Origin of the sequence: Streptomyces sp. NPDC085866, assembly GCF_044541035.1 — a bacterium.
Classification (GTDB): Bacteria; Actinomycetota; Actinomycetes; order Streptomycetales; family Streptomycetaceae; genus Streptomyces.
In genome coordinates this window covers 266,487-285,853 of the sequence record NZ_JBITSQ010000009.1, presented here as the reverse complement: position 1 = coordinate 285,853, position 19,367 = coordinate 266,487, and the positions used below count along the sequence as shown (strand labels likewise).

Below are 19,367 nucleotides of genomic sequence, written 5' to 3'. Positions count from 1 at the left end.
TCTGGGCAGTCGCGGAGTGGAAACATCCGATACCGGCAGGAGGCACATCATGCTTGTCCTCGGAATCATCCTGCTCATCGTCGGCTTCCTCACCGGCATTTCGATCCTGTGGACCATCGGCATCATTCTCGTGGTGGTCGGCGCGGTCCTGTGGATCATGGGCTCGATGGGCCATGCACTCGCGGGCCGGCGACACTATTGGTGAACGCCGACGCCCCCAGCCGATCGGACGTGGTCACTCCTGGTTTTCCAGGAGTGACAGTTCCGTGTCGACCAGGGCGATCAGGTCCTTGGCGACCAGGCGGTCCACGAGCCGGGAGACGGCTCCGGGATCGACGACCATGTGCTGCGCCACCGCTTTGGTGGTGGCATGACCGTGGAACACGCGGCTTCCGAAAGGCGGCATCCGGCGCTAGAGGCGCACCGACATCTCGACCGTCACGTCGTCACCCTCGGTAAGACCCTGTGGCTTGCGCACGGCGTTCTTGAGCGGCAGCAGGTACGAGCCGTCCTTCGGAAAGAGCGACGTCGTGAAGGTGACCTCGCCGATCCGGGCCTCGACCGGAATCACGCCCCAGCCGTAGGTGGCCATCGCGGCCACCTCGCGGATGTCGGCGGACTCCTCGTCCGGCACGGCGACGAAGTAGTAGGGCGACGGCCCACGCCATTCGATCACGCGACCGGCGAAGGTGAGGTCCATGAGGTCGGTCCCGTTTCTCGCAGGAGGCAGGTCGCGCTCAGCGTACCTGCGCCTTCCTGGCCTCGACGTTCCTTGAACCCGCCTCGGTCGGACGGTGGGGAAGGACACTTGCCGGTGGCGCGGCGCACCCTGCTCGGACGCCCTCCCCGTCCGCCCGGCCTCAGAGCTTGGCACCGAAGTCCTGCGTCCACCAAGGGCCGCCCGAACCCTTGTGGACGCCCACGCCGATCTCCTTGAACGAGCAGTTGAGGATGTTGGCACGGTGGCCGGGGCTGTTCATCCAGGAGTCCATCACGGACTGCGGGGTCTGCTGGCCCTTCGCGATGTTCTCCCCGTACGTGGACCAGCGGTAGCCCGCGGCGGTGATGCGCTGACCGGGGTCGGCGCCGTCCGGATTGGTGTGGTCGAAGAAGTTGCGGGCGGCCATGTCGTCGGAGTGGGCCTGCGCGGCCTTCTCCAGTTGCGCGTTCTCGGTGAGTGGTCCGCAGCCGGCCGCCGCGCGCTCCTTGTTCACCAGCGCGACGACCTGCGCCACATCGCCCGCTGGGGCGGACTGCGCCTGCGGAGTACTGGGCGTGCTCTGCGGGGGTCGAGTGGACTGCCGGGGAGTCGGCGTGGTCCTCTTCGCCGGGTGGGTCTTCTTGGAACTGCTCGCCTTCTTCGAGGTCGACGGGGACGGCGACGGGGAGGCCGAGGCCGACTGCGAGGTCTCGACGACGCGGGGTGCGGAGAGGTCCACCACGGGATCGCCGGCGGCCCGCGCGGCGGTCGCCCTCTCGTTCCCCGACCCGGAGTCCGTCCCGAAGTACCAGAGGCCGCCGCCCGCGACGCAGGCCGCCACGACGGCGCCGCCGACGGCCCGGCGCCGGATGCGCCGACGCCGACGGACCTCGCCCCGGGAAGCCGAGCGGCCGCGTGCAGCGCGGCGGCCGGTCGCCGGGCCCCCCGAGGCGTGGTCTGCGGACGCGTCCAGCAGGGACGCCGAGCCGGCCAGGCCCATCTCGCCCGCGGCGGGGCCCATCTTCGCCAGCAGCGCGGTCGACACCGAGACCAGCCCCAGGCCGGCCAGCAGCCCCTCGGCGGGCATCAACCCGCTCCACAGACCGGAGCAGTGAACGCAGCCGCGGGCATGCCTGGCTATTCGCTTGCGCCACAGTGCGGAGGGCCGGCCGTCCCAGGAGGCCAGTACGCCCTGCAGCTCGGTGCACGGCGGCTGCGCGTCCAGCGCCCGGACCACCACGCGGGCCGCCTCCAGCTGCGCCTTCATCCGCTGCACGCGGACCGCGGTGTGCTGGGGCGACAGCTCCAGGGCCGCCGCGACCTCGCCGCGGGTCAGCTCACCGGCGCACTCCAGCCACCACAGCGACAGCAGTCCCCGGTCGTCCGGCTCCAGCCAGCGGGTGGCGCGCGCGGTCTCCTGGCGCTGGCCGGACAACTGCAACTGGACCATCGTCAGATCCACGAAGTCCGCGCCCGGGTCGGCGAGTTCCTCGGCTTCCTCGACGGCGCCCGGAGCGAACTGCCGGTCCTGCCAGTGCGCCCGGACCTGGTTCATCGCGATGGCCACGAGCCAGGAGCGGAAGCTCTCGGGAGTACGCAGACCGCCCAGCGCGTCGAGGGCGCGGAGCATGGTCTCCTGCACCACGTCGTCGACGTCGACCGAGCCGTTCAAAGCACGCCCCACGATGTTGTACACCAACGGGAGGTAGGCGCTGACCAGGGCGTCCTGGGCCGCCGCGTCACCCGCCCGGGCAGCGGTCACCAGTGCCGCCGACGCCACCGTGTGCTCTGTACTCATCAATCGCTTCCCTGTCCTCGAATGCCGAACGGTGCTGTCCGATACCTGGGAGACCGCCCGGTGAGCCCCCGATAACAGTTCTTCGGAGATTCGTTCGACGAGAGGTTGGCCGCATCGGCCCTTCGGCCGCAATGGGGGAGATCACACACGGTGCGGACGCGATGGTTCCGCTCAGGCCCGCGCCCCGCCGTCGACGCGAAGGACCGTGCCGGTCACGAAGGAGGAGCGGTCGCTGAGGAGCCAGGCGGCGGCCTGGGCGATCTCGTCGGGGTGCGCGGCGCGGCGCAGCGGGGTCTGTGCCCTGATGCGGTCGAGGACTCCGGGCGATTCGGCCTCCCAGGTGCGGATCATCTCGGTCAGCGTGCCGCCGGGGGCGATCGCGTTGACACGGATGCCCTCCGGGCCGTACGTGACGGCGGCCGACTCGGTGAGGCTGTTGACGGCCCGCTTCATCGCGCCGTAGACGGGCAGTTCGGGGTTGCCTCGCAGGCTGCCGATGGACGAGTTGTTGACGATGGCCCCGGTTCCGGCGGTGGCCCGGATCGCGGCGACCTCGGCGGCCATGGCCACCCAGACACTTTTCAGGTTCACGGTGCAGACGTGGTCGAAGTCGGCCTCCGGGAGCTGGTCCATGGGGCCGGGCCGCTGGATGGTCGCGCCGTTGTTGAAGGCGATGTCGAGGCGGCCGTACCGGTCCACGACGCGGTCCACGGCCGCGCGCACCCCGGCCGCGTCGGCCAGATCGCACAGCACGTAGTCCGCGCTGCCGCCCGCCGCCCGGACTTCCTCGGTCACCGCCTCGAGCTGTGCCTCCGTCCGGGCCGCGAGCATCACCTCGGCGCCCTCCCGGGCGAACAGGCGGGCCGCGGCGGCGCCGATACCGCGCCCGGCACCGGTGATGAAGGCGACCTTGCCGGCCAGCAGGCCCAAGGGAGTGGTGGTGGATGTGTTGTTCATGGCAGCGAGCCTGCGTCGGTCGGGGGAGCCGATCCAGGCACCGGCGGTACCTGGATCGGCTCCCCCGACCCTGCGCACACTGGGGACGTGGACAGACGAGAACTGGCGGCCTTCCTGCGCAGCAGGCGTGAGCGGATCGCCCCCGCCGAGGTGGGGCTGCCCACCGGGCCGCGCCGCCGCACCCCGGGGCTGCGCCGCGAGGAGGTGGCGCAGCTGGCGTTCATCTCGACCGAGTACTACACGCGGCTGGAGCAGGCGCGCGGCCCGCGGCCCTCCCGCGAGGTGCTGGCCGGGCTGGCCCGGGCGCTGCGTCTGTCGGACGCGGAGCGCGTCCACCTCCACCACCTGGCCGGCGCGCCGCCGGGCCCGCCGCCCGGGCCGCCGCGAGAGGTGCGGCAGAGCATCCTCGACCTGCTGCACCGGCTGCCGCAGGCCGCCGCGATCGTGACGTCGGCGACCTTCGAGGTGCTCGCCTGGAACCATCTGGCGGCCGCGCTCATGGAGGACTTCTCCGCCCTGCCCCCACGCGAGCGCAACCTCGTCCGCCGGGCCTTCCTCGGGCCGAGCCCCCATGGTCGGCGGTTGTACGGGGTGTCCGACGCGGACGCGTTCGCCCGTGCCTCGGCCCAGCGCCTGCGCGCAGCCGCCGCCCGCTACCCCGACGATCCCGAGCTGACCGGCCTGATCGGAGAACTGCTCGCCGGCAGCGAGGAGTTCTCCCGGCTGTGGGCCTCCCATGACGTGTCGGCCGAGCCCACCCTGAGCAAGACGTTCCAGCACCCGGTGGTCGGCCCGGTGACCGTCGACTGCGACGTCCTCCACATCACCGACCGGGACCAGCAGGTCGTCATCTACACCGCCGCCCCCGGCTCACCCTCCGAGGAGGCGCTGCGGCTGCTGTCGGTCATCGGCACCCAGCGCATGGACGCGTTCCGCTGAGCGGGGTCAGGCCCTGGCGTCGCGGGCGTCGGCACGGTCCGACAGGGCCCGCAGCAGCCGGTCGTGCAGTGCGGGTGCCGCGACGAGGAAGCTGTCCGAGCAGGACGTCCACGGGCGGCCCGCGGTGTCCGTGACGACGGCGCCCGCCTCCCGCGCGATCAGGGCGCCCGGCAGCAGGTTGGCGTGGTCGCGGCCGAACTGCCAGAAGGCGTCGAGGCGTCCGGCGGCGGTGTCGGCGATCTGCCAGCCGGTGGGGCCCAGATTGCGTACGGCGCCCACGCGTGGCAGTACGGCGGCGAGGGACCGGCCCGCCTCCTCGGCCGCCCCGGGGTGCCGCTCGATGAACGGAGGTTGACTGGTGGCCACGAGCGCAGCCGCCGGGTCGGTCTTCGCCGACGGCGCGATCGGCCGGCCGTCGCGCGTGGCGCCGCCACCGCGCGAGGCGAGGTAGGTCTCCCCCAGCAACGGCGCATGCAGGCCGGCCGCCACCGGCTCGCCGTCACGCACCAGCGCCAGGCTCACACAGAAGTGCGGCAGGTCCTGCAGGAACTGCACGGCCCCGTCGATCACGTCCACGACCCACACCTCCCCGTGTGCTGGCAGCACGGCGAGGCCGTCGAGCTCCGGCGCCCAGTCCACCCCCGGCCGCAGGCCGTCGAGGTGGCGCCGCATCAGGGCCACGGCAGGCGCCTCCAACCCGTCGTACACCTCGGCGAGTCGGGCGAGCGAGGTGGCCGGTGCCGGACGCGGGGTGGCGAGCAGCAGCTCACCGACCTCGTGCGCGGCTGCGGCCATGGGAGCGAGCAGTTCCTGGTCTTCCGAGCGTGTCATGTCGGCTCCTGTCCGGGGATCGGTCGGTGTTCACGATCCTCGGACGCCGACGCCCGTTCCCGACTCTCCGGGCCGCCGATGTGAGCGATACTGCCGATCATGAGCATGGAATCGGCGGACGTGGTGCTCGACGAGCGTGACCAACGGCTGATCGCGGCACTGCAGTGCGACGGGCGCCTGACCGCGGAGCGGGCCGGTGCGGTGCTGGGGCTGAGTCCGCGTACGGTGCACCGCCGCTGGCAGGCGCTGATGGCCGACGGGGTGTGCCGGGTGGTGGCGCTGCCGGTGCGCCCGGACGCCGTCGGGGCGCTGTTGCTGCGGATCCGTGTCCTCGGCGGCCGGATCGACGCGCTCACGGCCGCCCTGGCGGCCCGTCCGGACATCCCGTTCATCGACCTGTCGACCTCGGGCGACGAGATTCTCGCCGTCTCCTGGACCCGGCCCGGCAGCCGGGACCACCTGGTGTTCCGGGAACTGCCCGCCAGCCGCGCCGTCACCTCGGTGTCGGCCGACACGATCCTGCACGTCTTCGCCGAGGCTTCCGACTGGCGGCACGCCGTGCTCAGCGATGCCGAGCGCGGCGCGCTGACCCCGGTCCGGACGGCGACCCCACCGGGCGCGCCGGACGAGGTCGACCGCGACATCCTGGGCGCGCTGGAGGAGGACGCCCGGACACCTGCGGCGGCCGTCGCGGCCCGCACCGGGCACCCGGAGTCCACCGTGCGGCGCCGCATCGCCCGGCTCACGCGGACCGGGCGGCTGCGGACCCATGTCGTGACCGACCCCAAGCGGCTGGGACTCAGCATCGACGCCAACGTCATGGCCCGCGTCCCACCCGGCCGCCTCGACGCGGTCGGACGGGCCCTGGCCGGGCACCCCGCGGTGCACGGCGCCTTCGCCACCACCGGCGCGCACAACCTGCATGTGGCCGTCTGGGTACGGGATCTGGCCCACCTGTACCGGTTCATCACCGAGGATCTGGGCGGGTCGGGGGTCGAGAGCGCGGAGACGGTGATCGTCGGCCAGGCGGTCAAGCGGCCGGGGCGGCCGGCGTCCCGACGTCACACGTCCCGGGCCTAGTTGTGTCTCTCCGATCGCGGCCCTCGCCGAGGGCACGCTGCCCCGTCACGGCGTCACGTTCCACCAGAGTGTCACGCTCCGGACCGTCGTCGCGGGCGAGCCGGTCGTGCGTGGCGTGATCGAGGAGAGACGGAGCTCGATCTCGGCGAGGCGCCGGGCCGCCCTTCCCCCTGACCGGTCGCACGACGAGCTGTCCTGCAACGACCGGCGCCAATGCGGTGACGCTCTCTAACGGCACAGCTCGTCGCCCAGGGCCGTGCGCGCGTACCGCACCGTACGGCCGCTGCGGGTCCGGCTGAGCAGCCCCGCGTCGTAGAGGACGGCCAGGTGCTGGCTGACCGCGCCGGGGGTGACGTTCAGGCGGTGGGCGAGTTCGGTCGTGGAGGCTGGTTCGGCGAGCAGGCTCAGCAGGCGGGCGCGGGGACGGCCGAGGAGTCGTATCAGGGCGCGGTCGGTGACCGGTGGCGGTGCCTCGGAGAGGGTGGCGCGGCCGCGGGCCGGATAGATCAGCACCGGCGGGCGCGAGGGGTCGATCACCGTCTGGGCACCGCGGGCGAAGACCGTCGGCATCAGAACCAGGCCGCGCCCGGCGATGCGGATGTCGGCCGGCGGCCAGGGGGCCGTGTCGCGCGTGCGGGTCAGCCGTAGCTGGTCGCCGGTCCACACGAGCCGCGAGTCGAGTCCGGCGAAGAGTGCCGCCGCTCCCTGCTCCGCCAAGGCCCTTGCCTGATGCGCGAGATCGGCCTCCAGGATGCTCTGCACGCGCGGCCACCAGCTGTCGTGGAGGCAGGTGTGCCAGTAGGCGTCGACGGCGTCGGTGAGCCGGGCGAGGAAGGCCGCGGGGTCGGCCAGACCCCGCGCGACGACCGGCGGAAGCGCGTCGTCGGTGCGGTACGTGGCGCGGAAGTCGGCGGTGACCACGTCCGGCGGGGTCCGGCGGACCTCGTCGAGTTCGTCGGCGAACGCGGGGCGGGCGCGGGCCGGGCGCGGGGTGAGGAAGTCGGGCACCCACAGCCAGGGGGCGATCAGGACGGTGAGCATTTCGTGGTCGAGGGTCTCCAGGCGCGGGCGGATGCGGCGCAGCCAGGGCCGGTGGTGCGGGTAGCGGGCCGGGTCGTGCAGGCAGCGCAGCGAGAACACCGCCTCCTGCAGCGGAGAGTAGGCGAAGGAGGTGGTGGCGAGGTCGCCGACGGCGAAGCGGAACTCGATCATTGAGCGCCACGCTAAATCATTGTCGGACGCCGGTGAACACGGGGTTGGCTGTCGGGCATGACCACGACACCTGTCTCACCCGCCCCTGACCGGCACGACAGTCCCGAGGCGAGTCGCGCGACCCGTGCCGGCGGGCTGCTCCCGGCCGACCCGGTCCTGCGCCTCGCCACCGTGCTGACCGCCGTCAACTCCCTCGGCAACGGGCTGTACTTCCCGCTCGGCATCCTGTACTTCACGCGCATCGTAGGACTGGACGCGACCGCGGTCGGTGTCGGGATGACGGTCGCGGGTCTGGTGGGTGTCGCCGCCGGGGTGCCCGCCGGGCGAGCCGCCGACCGGTGGGGCGCCCGGCGGATGGGGGCCCTGCTCTGGGGCGGCACCGGCATCGCCACGGCCGCGTACACGCTGGTCCACTCCTACGCCGGGTTCCTCGTGACGGTGATCTGCGCGACGGCGTTGCAGATGGCGAGCCGCGGGGTGCAGGGCGCGCTCTACGCCGACGTACTGCCTGCGGCCACGCGGGTGGAGGCACGGGCGTATCTGCGGATGGTGACGAACGTCGCGATGGGCCTGGGCGGCGCGCTCGGCGCAGTCGCTCTCCAACTGGACACGCGGGGCGCGTATCTGACGGTGATCCTGGTGAACGCGCTGACCTTCGCGGGCCCCGCGCTGCTGGTGCCGCGGATGCCGCTGGCGTCCCACGTGCGCGAGCGGGCGGCACTGAACGCCGACGCGCCGGCCGTCGACCGCTGGCGGGCAGTGCGTGACGTGCCGTTCCTGGCGGTGACCGTGCTCAACGCGGTGCTGGTCGTGCAGTACACGCTCGCCGAGGTCGGGTTGCCGCTGTGGATCGTGGAACGGACCGAGGCGCCGCGCTGGACGGCGGCCCTGCTGATGATCGTCAACTGTGTGCTGGTGGCGCTCCTGCAGGTGCGGGCCGCCCGCCGTGCCTCCCAGGTGCCCAGCGCGGTACGGGCGATGGGCTGGGCGGGGCTGCTGCTGGCGGTGTCCTGCGCGGTGTACGCCCTGTCCGCGGGCCTCTCCCCCGTGTGGGCCGTGCTGTCGCTGACCGCCGGTGCGGTGGTCCAGGTCTTCGCGGAGGTGCTGTCGGCGGCCGGTGGCTGGACCCTCGGGTACGCACTCGCCGACGCCCGGGCGCACGGCGTGTACCAGGGCGTGTTCGGCTCCGGGATGTCGGCGGGGATGATGGCGGGACCGGCCCTGGTCACGGTCACCGCGATCGCCCACGGCACGCTCGGTTGGGCAGTGCTCGGCGTGGTGTTCGCCGTGGCCGGGCTCGCGGTGGCCCCCGCAGTGCGCTGGGCCCAGCGGGACGGCGCCTGGCGGGGCGAACCGGCCTGACGCCGCACCTCCGCACGGTCAGCGGGACGGCTGTGTCCCCTCTGGCGTGTCGAGGTCAAGGGCCGCGCTGCGGAGGGCTGTTGCCACGCGGGTGACCGCTTCGGCCGGCGGGTGCGGCAGGCGGGCCAGGAGCAGGCGGCGCTGCTCCTGGGGGCCGCCGCGGACCGGCAGGATGCGTACGCCCGCCGGTGCGGCGGGGGCCAGTGAAGCCGGCACGGTGGTCAGTCCGCAGCCGGCGGCGACCAGGTGGAGCTTGGCCAGCCAGTCGCGGGCGGTGTGGCCGATGTCGGGCCGCTCGTCCAGGCCCGGCCACACCCCCATCACCCCGTCCTCTCCGGAGGAGGACCCGGCGATCCAGCGCTGACCACGCAGGTCGGCCACGTCGACGAAGTCGCCACGGGCGAGCGGGTGGGTGGCGGGCACCGCGAGGCGCAGGGCGCGCTCGGTGAGCGTTCGCAGCACCAGCGGGGGTGACTCGGCGTCCGGCGGCCGGAACGGCGGCGCCGACGCCAGCACCGCCAGGTCCAGGCTGCCGGCGCGCAGGGCACGGACCAGGGCCGGGGTGCCACCTTCCCGGCCGACCACGTTCAGGCCGGGGTCCGTGCGGCGCAGCGCGGTCAGGGCCCTGGGCACCAGCACCGCTCCGGCGCTGGGGAACCAGCCGAGCCGGACCGTCCCGGCCTGCCCGGGAAGGCCGGACAGTTCGCGCGCGGCCGTGTCGATCTCGTCGAGCACGACCGTCGCCCGGCGCATGACGACCCGGCCCGCCGCGGTCAGCCGCACGCCGTCCCGTCTGCGTTCCAGCAGTTCGGCGCCCGCCGCCCGTTCGATCGCGGCGATCTGCCGGGACACCGCCGACTGGGTGTAGCCCAGCGACGCGGCGGCCGCGGTGAAGGTTCCCTGCTCGGCCACCGCACGAAAGACGCGCAGTGCAGTGAGCGACACATCCGTGAAGTCCATGACGTTTACGCATACTAGCCGTGCCGAACTTTCGTTGGACTCATGACGCACGCCTTTCTAGCGTGGCCTGCATGAAGACTTCGCGAATCGCCCTCGTCACGGGCGCCAACCAGGGTCTCGGCCGCGCGCTCGTCGAGGGGCTGGCGGCCGAAATGGGCTCCGAGGACCTGGTCCTGCTCACCGGCCGCAACCCGCGGCGCGTCTCCGAGGCCGCCGCCGAGGTGGCCCAGCTGCCCACCACCCGCAGTCAGGTCCAGGGCCGGGTCCTGGACGTCACCGACGCCGACGCCATCGACCGTCTGGCCGACGAACTCCACCAGCAGTACGGCGGCGTCGACGTGGTGATCTCCAACGCGGTCGCCCGGGTGCTGCCCGACGAGTCGCAGTCCGAGCGCGCCGACGAGTTCATCGACGTCTCCAACACCGCCACGCACGCGATCCTGCGTTCCCTCGGTCCCGTCCTGCGCCCGGGTGGGAGGCTGCTCGTCGTGGCCAGCAGCCTGGGCACCCTCGGCCACCTCGATCCGCGGCTGCACCACCTTTTCGACGGCGCGAACCTCGACCAGATCGAGTACGCCGTCGAGTCCTGGCGCAGCGCGGTCCACAGCAGGACCGCGGAGGAGATGGGCTGGCCGCGCTGGCTCAACGTGCCGTCCAAGGTGGCTCAGGTCGCCGCCGTCCGGGCGGTCGCGGCCGAACGCCGCGCACACGACCTCGCCGCCGGCACCCTGATCGCCTCCGTCTGCCCCGGCATGGTCGACACGGCCACCTCCCGCCCGTGGTTCAGCGACTTCAGCCAGGCCCAGTCCCCCGCCGACGCTGCCCGGGCCGTGCTCGACCTGGTGTTCGCCGAGGGCGTCGATCCGGTGCTCCACGGCGAGCTGATCCGCTTCGGCAAGCCCTTGCCCTGGCACGACGGCACGCCCCTGGTGGAGCAGGACCGGATGCTCAAGCCGTGATGGCGGCGCCGCTTCGCACGCCTCGTCACACAGCAGGGAGTTCACTCACGAGAGCCAGCACTACTCCGTTCGGCTTCTCCGGCACGGCCGCAAAGGCCGCCGAGGGGGTCGACCTCACCGGCAGCCGTACGGACACGCGGCACGGTGTCGCCCGCTACGCCGTCGACCCGGACCACGCACGTCGCCTGTGCGCCCTGTCGGAGGAGCTGTCGGCCCGCACCGCCTGACACAGTGCGCGCCGGTGTCCGTGCGTCACGGTTCGCGGTGCTCGTGTGCCGCCCGTTCCAGTGCCGCAGCCTCCGCCTCCGCCACCCGTGTCTCGGCCTCCACGTCGATCGAGCGGGTCAGCCACCAGTACAGCACTGCGGAGACCGGCAGGCCGATGAACAGGGAGATGTCGGCTCCGCCGAGCGCTTCGGCGGCGGGGCCGACGTACAGGGTGCCGACGGAGAAGAACGGGATCATGACGGCGAAGCCGACCAGGTACGCGATGATGCCGTGCCAGCCCCACCGCCCGTAGATGCCGTTCGGGTTGAAGATCTCGGCGACGGCGTAGTGCCCGCGGCGTACGACGTAGTAGTCCATGAGGTTCACCGCGGTCCACGGGATGAACAGGTAGAGCACCAGCAGCAGGAAGTTGTTGAAGTTCGCGAGGAAGTTGGAGGTCGCGGCGAGCGCGCCGACCAGGGAGAGCGCCGCGGTCAGGCCCAGGGTCAGCAGACGCACGCCGAGCGTCGGCTGCACCCGCTTGAACGAGTCGATGGCGCTGATGAGGGTCAGTGAACCGCCGTACATGTTCAGCGCGGTGACGGACACCAGGCCCAGGGCGGAGAAGAGCAACACGATCGCGCCGAATCCGCTGAACACCTTGTCGCCGGCGGCGTTGATCGAGGCGATCGTCTCGAAGTCCTTGCCGGCCCAGGCGGCCAGCAGCGATCCGAGCACCATCAGCCAGATACCGCCGAGGGCGGAGCCGAAGTACGTCCAGTAGAAGGTCTTGGGGACCGTCACGTCCGGCGGGAGGTAGCGCGAGTAGTCCGAGACGTAGATCGCCCAGCTGATCTGGTAGCCGGCGACCACGCCGAACTGGGCCAGGAACGGCGTCCACTTGAAGGCGCCGAGGTCGAAGGAGCCGGCCGGGTAGTGCAGGGTGACCAGGACGCCGACGGTGAAGATCCCGAAGATGAGGAGGAAGGTGTAGGTCAGGAAGCGCTCGGCCTTGTGGATGACGTCGTAGCCCACGAGCGCGATGACGAGCGCGACCACGGTGACCACGACCACCCACAGCTTGACGCCGCCGTGCACCGTGGTGTGCAGGGCGTCGGCGGCGAGGATGCTGTTGAAGACGTTGAATCCCGCGTACTGGACGTAGGCGAAGAGCCACACCAGGAGGGCGCCGACGTAGCCGAACTGGGGCCGCGACTGGATCATCTGGGGCAGGCCCAGCTGGGGGCCCTGGGCGGAGTGGAAGGCCATGAAGAAGGTGCCGATCAAGGTACCGGCGACGATGGCCAGCAGCGACCAGATGAGGTTGCCGCCCTCGGTGATACTGATCAGTCCCACCGCGAGGGTGGCGATCTGGGCGTTGGACATGAACCACAGGGGGCCCAGGTGCCACAGCTTGCCGTGCCGCTCGTCCAGGGGGATGTAGTCGATCGACCGGATCTCCAGGCCCGACACTCTCGGCTCAGCTGATGTGCTCATGACGCCTCCCGGGCCCGGTGTGCCTCTCTGGTCACTTTCTTCCCCGTGGGTGAGGAGGGCAAGCCGTTCCGGTCTTCACGCAGTGTGAGCAGCGGTCGCGTTCGGTCCGCGCGTGCCCGTTGTTGCTCTACTCACAATTCCGCCCTGAAGGGGCCTGTCGTGGCAGCGGTCACTTCGCGGAGCGGGCGTTTTGTTTACGTTCGCAGTTCTGTGTTCCCTGTCCCCTGAACTGCCGAGGCCCCTCCCCATGGCGTACCGAATCCGCTCCTCGTCGCACCCCCGAGGCCCCCGCGCGGCGATCTGCGGCGTGCGCGCGGCCGCGGCGTCGGCTCTGCTCGCGGCCGGTGCGCTCGCCCCGGCACCGGCAGTCGCGGCCACCACCTCGACGGGGTCGGGCTCCGCCCCGGCCGACTTCTCCGCATCGGTGCAGGCCAAGGGCAAGGCGCGCGTGGCGGCCGCGGTGCTCGACCTGGACGGCACGGGCCGGACGCCCACGGTGTACGGCGACGACACCGCCTACGACACGGCGAGCATCATCAAGGTCGACATCCTCGCCACGGTGCTGCTCCAGGGGCAGGACTCCGGGCACGCCCTGACCGCGAAGGAGCGCGCCCAGGCGGAGGCGATGATCGAGCACAGCGACAACACGGCGGCGAACGCCCTGTGGCGGCGCATCGGCCTCGCCCCGGGGCTTCAGGCGGCGAACAAGCGGCTGGGGCTGACCTCAACCCAGGGCGGCCCCGACGTCCGGTGGGGACTGACCCGGACCACCGCGAGCGACCAGATACGGCTGCTCCGCGCGGTCTTCGACACCGGGACCGCCCCGAAGGCGGGCTCCGCGCCCGCACTCAGTGACACGTCCCGCGGCTACATCCGTACGCTGATGGGCCGCATCGCCCCCGAGCAGTCCTGGGGCGTCTCGGCTGCCGCCGGCTCCGAGTGGGCCCTGAAGAACGGCTGGCTGCAGCGCAACACGACCGGGCTGTGGGACGTCAACAGCGTCGGCCGGATCACGACCGGCGGACACCACTACCTCGTCGCGGTCCTGTCGGACGGCAACACCTCGATGAAGGACGGCGTCGCACTCGTGGAACGGGCGGCCCGTGCCGCCGTCTCCTCGACGACGGCCCACTGACGCCGCCCGGCTCCCGACGAGGTCAGGAAGGCTTGACCGCCGACACGGCGGTCGCGGTGACCGTGTTGTCGCACTCGGCGATCTCACCGTCCGACAGGGCGACCTGGTGGGCTCCCGACCCGGGCAGGCCGACCACCAGCGTCGGGTACACGGTGGGCTTCGCGCCGGACGCGCAGTAGCCGTCGCCCTCGCCCTGCACCTGGACGAAGGTCAGCTTCACCCATGCCTTGCCGCCCGGCGCGACCTTCACGCTCGACGCGGAACCGGCAGGGGTGACCTTCAGCGGCGCATTGTGGTCGGGCGAGCCGTTGCCCGCCCCCGCCACCGTCGGGTGGCCCTGCAGGACGCATGCCTTTCCGGAGACGTTGCTGAACTCGACGATCGCCGCTCCGGTGCCGGTGCCGTTCGGGCGGTTGGCAGCCTGGTACGCCTTCGCCTCCAGGGCGGTGACCGGACACGTCGGCGCGGTGCCGCCCGACGGGTCGGACGCCGGCGTGGCGGTCGCGCCCGAAGGGGTGGAGGTGCCGCCGCCGGAAGCCTGCGAGGCAGCGGTGGCCGGGCTGCTGGGAGAGGAGGCCTTGGGGGATGCGGCCGCGGTGGACGGGGCCTGGGACGACTTCTCGGCCGACGGTTCGCCGCCGCCCGACTGGCACGCGGTCAGCGACACGGCGGCTGCGATCGTGACCATCGCCGACGCGGTGACGCGGATGGTGTTTCGGTGCTGCATGGGGTCCCCCGATTTCGGAAGTAAACAGGTCGTCCGGCTTGGTGCCGGTGGTCACGGACAGAGACAGACCAACCTGACCAGGGGTTCCGCTGTGGATCATCTGTGACATGGCAGTGACAGAAATCCAGCCGGATCGGCACGTGAGCACAGGGTAGGGCCCGGAGGGCCCTGCCCCCGGCAGCGGCGTGGCGTGTCAGGTGCAGGCCGGGGATCGTGGTGTTGAGGGCCCCCTGTACGAACCGGTTGGGAGGCGGGTATGACCGTGCACCGCATCGGCCTGGTCGTGCACGGCGGACGGGCGGAGGCCGTGGCCGCCGCCAGCGCCGTGCGTGAGTGGAGCGCCGAGCACGCCGTGGAGTGTGCCGACATCGACGTGTGGCAGGAGGGCGCGCGGCACAGCGCTCGGGAGGAGCTCGACGCCGCGGGCGATCCGGATCTCATCGTCACCCTGGGCGGGGACGGAACCTTCCTGCGCGGCGCCCGGCTGGCGGCCGAGAACGACGCCCTGGTCCTCGGCGTGGATCTCGGCCGGGTGGGCTTCCTGACGGAGGTCCCCGCCACGGCCGTGCGCGCGGCACTGGACGCCGTTCAGGAGGACCGGATCACCGTCGAGAGCCGGATGCTCCTCACCATGCGGGCGTCCTGCCGGCTGGAAGTGCCCGATCAGGTGGAGGCGCTGGTGCACTACGCCCGTGGGCCGATGCTGCCCCCGCCCCCGGTGCGCATGGAGTGCGAGACCGGTGACGACTGGGGCGTCGCCCTGAATGTCACCGCGCTGAACGACGTCGTCGTGGAGAAGCTGGCCAGGGACCGGCAGGTGTCGGTCGGCGTCTATCTCGCCGGGCGGCTCCTCGCGTCGTACTCCGCCGACGCGCTGCTGGTGGCCACGCCCACGGGTTCGACCGCGTACAGCTTCGCCGCCGGTGGTCCGGTCGTCTCGCCCCGCGCGGAGGCCCTCATCTTCACTCCGGTGGCCCCGCACATGACATTCAACCGGTCGGTCGTGGCCGCTCCGGACGAGCCCATCGCGCTGCGGATCCTGGAACGGTCGGGCCAGGCCGCCGTCAGCATCGACGGCCAGGTGCGCGGGGTGCTCAACCCCGGGGACTGGATCGGCGTGTACGCCGCTCCCCGCCGGCTCAAGGCGGTACGGCTCGGCCCCATGGACTTCTACGGCCGGCTGCGTGAGCGCATGAACCTCACCGACGCACCGGCCGCCCTCGCCGACGGGGTCGCCGCTCCGCTCTGGCCGGTGACGACGCCCCCGCCGGGCGACCTCGCGCACCTGGCCCTGCCGACGGCTCCCGACGAGGCAGAGTGGCAGCGGCTTCCCTGAGGTCTGCCGCACGGGCCTCGGGGGTTTCGTAACGCCCCCGATTTCATCGGTCGTCCGTACGATCCCAGGCGTCGGCGCACGCGCCATCTTTCACAGCATGACTGACACCCCCCACCACAACACCGCGGAACCGCAGCGCGCCCCCGAGCCGGCCGACACCCCGGCCGGCGCCACCCGCAGATCGGTCATCGCCACCCTGGGCGGCGCCACCCTCGGCGTGGCCGCACTGGGCCTCGCCGCCACGCAGCCGGCGGCCGCCGCGGATCCCCGCACGCCGGCCCGGCTCGCCGCCGCGTGCGTCCTCACGCCCGAGCAGACCGAGGGGCCCTACTACCTGAACCTGGAGACGGTCCGCAAGGACATCACCGAGGGCAAGGCCGGCGTCCCGCTCACCCTGCGCGTCACGGTGACGGACAGCACCACCTGCACCCCGCTGCCCAACACGGCGGTCGACATCTGGCACTGCGACGCGCTCGGGATCTACTCCGGTTACGTGGCCGGCGGTTCCACCCCGGACACGACCTTCCTGCGCGGTGTGCAGCTCACCGACGCCACCGGCGTCGCCGAGTTCACCACCGTCTACCCGGGCTGGTACGTCGGCCGGGCTCTGCACATCCACGTCAAGACGCATGCGGGCGGCACGGTGTCCAACGGGACGTACCACGGCGGCCATGTGTCCCACACGGGCCAGCTCTACTTCCCGGAGACCTACAACACCAGGGTCGCCGCCCTGTCCCCCTACCGGAACAACACGGCGACCCGCACGCTCAACGCCAGGGACGGCATCTACCGCAACGGCGGGTCCTCGACCCTGCTGACCCTCACCCAGGCGGGCAGCGACCTCGGCAAGGGAGTGACCGGAACCGTCGTACTCGGGATAGACCCCGCCGCCACGCCCTGACGGGATGGTTTCCTCCCCGGAGCGGGCGGCCAGGAATCCGGGATGACCCGGAGTCGAACGTGCGAGGCATGCGGCGCAGCACTGATCACGAGACCGCACGGCGGTCGGCCGGCCCGGTACTGTTCCAACGCCTGCAGACAACGGGCGCTCCGGCGACGACTGGCAGCACGGCGGGCCTCGCCGTCCGAACCGCCGACCAGTGCCACCCACGACCACGGCCCCCTCCTGCTGTCGGCGCTCGACTCCTTCGTCGGCCGGCAGCAGGAGATGTCCCGCCTGCGCACCCTCCTGAGAAGCACCCGTCTGCTGACGCTGACCGGTGCGGGCGGGGTGGGCAAGACGCGGCTGGCGCTGGAGTTCGCCCGGGGGTTGCCGAACCGCTTCGCCCGGGTGGACCTCGTGGAGCTGGACTCGCTGCGGGACGGCTCTGTGCTGACGCAGTCCGTGGCGGCCGCGCTGGGCGTGGGCGAACGAGCGGGCCGGACCGGTGCCGACGGTCTGGTCCGGGCGATCGGCGACGCCCCCCGGCTGCTGGTCCTGGACAACTGTGAGCATCTGGTCGAGCCGTGCGCCCGGCTGGTCGCGACCTTGCTCGGCCGCTGTCCTCGGCTGCGGATCCTGGCCACCAGCCGGGAGGCACTGCGGGTGCCCGGAGAGACGGTGTTCCGGGTCGGCGAGCTGTCCCTGCCCCCGGCCGACGCCGGGGACGACGTGGCGGCCCTGCTTCGGGCGGATGCCGTGCGGCTGTTCGTCGAGCGTGCGTCGAGCCGCTCGCCCGGTTTCTCGCTCGACCGGGGCAACGGCCGTCCGGTCGCCGAGATCTGCCGGCGGTTGGACGGGCTGACCCTGGCCGTCGAACTCGCGGCGCGGCACGTCGGTGCCCTCGCGCCGAGCGACATCCTGACCGGGCTGGACGACCAGCTGTCCCAGCTGGACCTCCTGGCCGACGGAAACAGAACCGGGCCCCTGCGCCACAGCGGGCTCGCCGCCGCCGTCGACTGGAGCCATCGGCTGCTGGACCCGGCGGAGCAGACCGTCTTCAGGCGTCTTGCGGTCCTGGTCGGCGGGTTCGACGTGGCCGCGGCACGGTCGGTGTGCGTGGGCGACGGCATCGGACCGGGGCAGGTCTTCCGCATTCTGTGTGCCTTGGAGGCCAAGTCCCTGGTGGTACGTCTTCCGGGAGACGCAGCGCCCAGCCGCTTCAGGCAGCTCGGTGCCATCCGCGCCTACGCCCTGGAACGGCTGCGCGCGTCCGGCGAGCTGCCGGGCACCCTGCAGCGAGCCCTCGCCTGGCTGACCGGGCTGGCCGACCAGGGCCGCGCGGATGTGTTCGCCGACCAGGCGAGCAGCCCACTGGCGGTGGAGCGGGACAATCTCGCCTCGGTACTGGCCTGGGCCACCGGCCACGACGAGGCCTTACAGGCGCGGCTCACGCTGGAGCTGGCCCGCGTGCACTACCAGCAGGAGCAGCCGTCGGCCGCCCACGCGCTGCTGACCGGACCGCTGCGCGAAGTCGACGGCCGGGCGCCGGGCGGAGAGGCGCCCGCGCTCGCCGCTCGGGTGGCCTGCCAGCAGGCCGACCTGGACGAAGCGCTGCGCCGGGGCGAGCAGGCCGTGGCCAGGGAGCGATCGCGCCACGACCCCGCCGGACTGGCCAACGCCCTGGACGCCCGGGCGGCAGCGCGGCTGTGTCGCGAGGAGTTCGCCGAGGCCGTCGCGGACCTGCGCGAGTGCCGGGACGTCCTCGCCTCGCTCGGCACACCCGAGGAGATCGCGTGGTGCACCCATCACCTGGCCTGGGCGCTGCTCCAGGCGGGTCTGGCGCCGGAAGCCGACGCACTCATGGCGCGGTGCCTGCCGGTGCTCAGGGAGCACGCGCCCTGGCCCCGGACCGCGGCCGCGCTGCACACCGCGGGGGCCGTACGCCTGGCCCTCGGGCAGCTGGACAGCGCCGAGCGACTGTTCACCGACGTCCTGCGGATCACCCCCGGCACGAGCTTCCACTCGCTGTATCCCGTCGAGGGCCTGGCCCTCGTGGCCGTCGAGCGCGGGGACCCGCAGCGCGCACTGAGGTTGTACGAGGCGAGCGCACAGGCACGGCGCCGGCTCGACACCGAGCCCGAGGCACCCTGGCGACGCACGATGGAGCAGGCGGCGGACCGAGCCAGGAGGCTGCTGTCGCCTGCCGCGCGGGAGGCCGCCGTCGCCGGCGCACAGGGGCTGCGCGGGGAGCGGCTCGTCGCGTACGCCCTGCGGACGAGGAGCGGCGCGGACGAGCGGTCGAGGCTGACCGCGCGGGAGTTCATGGTGGTCGAGCTGGTGACGGAAGGGCTGACCAACCGGCAGATAGCGGAGCAACTCAGACTTTCGGTGCATACGGTCGCCACGCACCTGGACAAGGTGCGCGACAAGTTGGGCCTTCGCTCGCGCACACAGATCGCCCTCTGGGCGGCCGACGAGAACCGGAAGCTTTGGTTCCGTGACATCCGTCACGCCGCCCCGGAGAGCTAGGGGTACCGAATAGTAGATACCGCTCTGGCGACATATGGGATTTGTCCGGCTTGGCGTGGGTGCCTGCCGGGTCAGGCAGGACGGCATTCCATCGGCTCGACGTTCTCACCCGTTCTCCGAAACCGATGGGGTTTCTGACGGGGCAACAGCACTCCACGCAAACTGCAAACGCGGGACCAGCACGCTCCCCTGCGCTTGGCAAGGGCCTTCCACCACTACGAAGCAAGGTAGTACGAAGGCTCTTTGCGCTCTCTG

General features: G+C 72.2%; 19 protein-coding genes. 10 read left to right on the top strand and 9 right to left on the bottom strand.

Going from position 1 to position 19,367, the window contains the following annotated elements; translation table 11 throughout:
- Positions 1-49 precede the first annotated feature (49 nt).
- Positions 50-205, top strand: coding sequence for a DUF6131 family protein (locus ACIF83_RS24335; protein ID WP_393479622.1), 156 nt, complete (start codon positions 50-52; stop codon positions 203-205).
- Between the two features lie 30 nt (positions 206-235).
- Here the strand turns inward: ACIF83_RS24335 and ACIF83_RS24330 are convergent, their stop codons facing one another.
- The 4 genes from ACIF83_RS24330 to ACIF83_RS24315 all read right to left on the bottom strand — a co-directional run bounded on the left by ACIF83_RS24330 (position 236) and on the right by ACIF83_RS24315 (position 3,455).
- Entirely contained in the window at positions 236-385 is a 150-nt protein-coding gene (locus tag ACIF83_RS24330; RefSeq protein WP_393479619.1) for a MarR family transcriptional regulator, read from the bottom strand.
- Positions 386-412: 27 nt separating this feature from the next.
- Positions 413-700, bottom strand: a complete 288-nt coding sequence (locus tag ACIF83_RS24325; RefSeq protein WP_386579901.1) for a DUF1905 domain-containing protein — start codon at positions 698-700, stop codon at positions 413-415.
- Between the two features lie 160 nt (positions 701-860).
- Entirely contained in the window at positions 861-2,498 is a 1,638-nt protein-coding gene (locus tag ACIF83_RS24320) for a sigma-70 family RNA polymerase sigma factor (protein ID WP_393479616.1), read from the bottom strand.
- Between the two features lie 171 nt (positions 2,499-2,669).
- Positions 2,670-3,455 (bottom strand): SDR family NAD(P)-dependent oxidoreductase, encoded by a 786-nt coding sequence (locus ACIF83_RS24315; protein WP_393479613.1) that lies wholly within the window; start codon positions 3,453-3,455, stop codon positions 2,670-2,672.
- A gap of 87 nt (positions 3,456-3,542) precedes the next feature.
- Here ACIF83_RS24315 and ACIF83_RS24310 point away from each other — a divergent pair, with 87 nt between their 5' ends.
- Positions 3,543-4,394, top strand: coding sequence for a helix-turn-helix transcriptional regulator (locus ACIF83_RS24310; RefSeq protein ID WP_393484943.1), 852 nt, complete (start codon positions 3,543-3,545; stop codon positions 4,392-4,394).
- Between the two features lie 6 nt (positions 4,395-4,400).
- On the opposite strand, the gene ACIF83_RS24305 is transcribed toward ACIF83_RS24310, so the two are convergent.
- On the bottom strand, positions 4,401-5,225 hold the full coding sequence (locus ACIF83_RS24305; protein ID WP_399729867.1) for an inositol monophosphatase family protein: 825 nt from the start codon (positions 5,223-5,225) through the stop codon (positions 4,401-4,403).
- 99 nt (positions 5,226-5,324) lie between these two features.
- Here ACIF83_RS24305 and ACIF83_RS24300 point away from each other — a divergent pair, with 99 nt between their 5' ends.
- Entirely contained in the window at positions 5,325-6,305 is a 981-nt protein-coding gene (locus ACIF83_RS24300) for an Lrp/AsnC family transcriptional regulator (protein ID WP_399729864.1), read from the top strand.
- A gap of 228 nt (positions 6,306-6,533) precedes the next feature.
- Here the strand turns inward: ACIF83_RS24300 and ACIF83_RS24295 are convergent, their stop codons facing one another.
- Positions 6,534-7,517 (bottom strand): ArsR family transcriptional regulator, encoded by a 984-nt coding sequence (locus tag ACIF83_RS24295; protein WP_398140475.1) that lies wholly within the window; start codon positions 7,515-7,517, stop codon positions 6,534-6,536.
- Between the two features lie 57 nt (positions 7,518-7,574).
- Here ACIF83_RS24295 and ACIF83_RS24290 point away from each other — a divergent pair, with 57 nt between their 5' ends.
- Positions 7,575-8,879 (top strand): MFS transporter, encoded by a 1,305-nt coding sequence (locus ACIF83_RS24290; RefSeq protein WP_399729861.1) that lies wholly within the window; start codon positions 7,575-7,577, stop codon positions 8,877-8,879.
- Positions 8,880-8,897: 18 nt separating this feature from the next.
- On the opposite strand, the gene ACIF83_RS24285 is transcribed toward ACIF83_RS24290, so the two are convergent.
- Positions 8,898-9,839, bottom strand: coding sequence for a LysR family transcriptional regulator (locus tag ACIF83_RS24285; RefSeq protein ID WP_399729858.1), 942 nt, complete (start codon positions 9,837-9,839; stop codon positions 8,898-8,900).
- A gap of 71 nt (positions 9,840-9,910) precedes the next feature.
- Here ACIF83_RS24285 and ACIF83_RS24280 point away from each other — a divergent pair, with 71 nt between their 5' ends.
- Both ACIF83_RS24280 and ACIF83_RS24275 read left to right on the top strand, forming a co-directional pair.
- Positions 9,911-10,798 carry an SDR family NAD(P)-dependent oxidoreductase gene (locus tag ACIF83_RS24280; RefSeq protein ID WP_399729855.1) on the top strand — a complete coding sequence of 296 codons (888 nt, stop codon included), beginning with the start codon at positions 9,911-9,913 and terminating at the stop codon, positions 10,796-10,798.
- Positions 10,798-11,025, top strand: coding sequence for a short-chain dehydrogenase (locus ACIF83_RS24275; RefSeq protein WP_393484951.1), 228 nt, complete (start codon positions 10,798-10,800; stop codon positions 11,023-11,025). Before ACIF83_RS24280 ends, ACIF83_RS24275 begins: the two co-directional genes overlap by 1 nt.
- Positions 11,026-11,050: 25 nt before the next feature.
- Here the strand turns inward: ACIF83_RS24275 and ACIF83_RS24270 are convergent, their stop codons facing one another.
- Positions 11,051-12,502 (bottom strand): purine-cytosine permease family protein, encoded by a 1,452-nt coding sequence (locus ACIF83_RS24270; RefSeq protein WP_399729852.1) that lies wholly within the window; start codon positions 12,500-12,502, stop codon positions 11,051-11,053.
- 247 nt (positions 12,503-12,749) lie between these two features.
- Here ACIF83_RS24270 and ACIF83_RS24265 point away from each other — a divergent pair, with 247 nt between their 5' ends.
- Positions 12,750-13,637, top strand: coding sequence for a serine hydrolase (locus tag ACIF83_RS24265; RefSeq protein ID WP_399729849.1), 888 nt, complete (start codon positions 12,750-12,752; stop codon positions 13,635-13,637).
- A gap of 22 nt (positions 13,638-13,659) precedes the next feature.
- Here the strand turns inward: ACIF83_RS24265 and ACIF83_RS24260 are convergent, their stop codons facing one another.
- Positions 13,660-14,364, bottom strand: a complete 705-nt coding sequence (locus tag ACIF83_RS24260) for a DUF4232 domain-containing protein (RefSeq protein ID WP_393484954.1) — start codon at positions 14,362-14,364, stop codon at positions 13,660-13,662.
- Positions 14,365-14,620: 256 nt separating this feature from the next.
- Between ACIF83_RS24260 and ACIF83_RS24255 the strand changes: the two genes are divergently transcribed.
- The 3 genes from ACIF83_RS24255 (at position 14,621) to ACIF83_RS24245 (ending at position 19,112) form a co-directional block, all read left to right on the top strand.
- Positions 14,621-15,700 (top strand): NAD(+)/NADH kinase, encoded by a 1,080-nt coding sequence (locus tag ACIF83_RS24255; protein WP_393484955.1) that lies wholly within the window; start codon positions 14,621-14,623, stop codon positions 15,698-15,700.
- Between the two features lie 97 nt (positions 15,701-15,797).
- The gene (locus ACIF83_RS24250) at positions 15,798-16,601 is read left to right on the top strand and encodes an intradiol ring-cleavage dioxygenase (protein WP_393484956.1); all 804 of its coding nucleotides are present in this window, start codon (positions 15,798-15,800) and stop codon (positions 16,599-16,601) included.
- 267 nt (positions 16,602-16,868) lie between these two features.
- Positions 16,869-19,112 carry an ATP-binding protein gene (locus tag ACIF83_RS24245; RefSeq protein ID WP_393484957.1) on the top strand — a complete coding sequence of 748 codons (2,244 nt, stop codon included), beginning with the start codon at positions 16,869-16,871 and terminating at the stop codon, positions 19,110-19,112.
- Positions 19,113-19,367 lie beyond the last annotated feature (255 nt).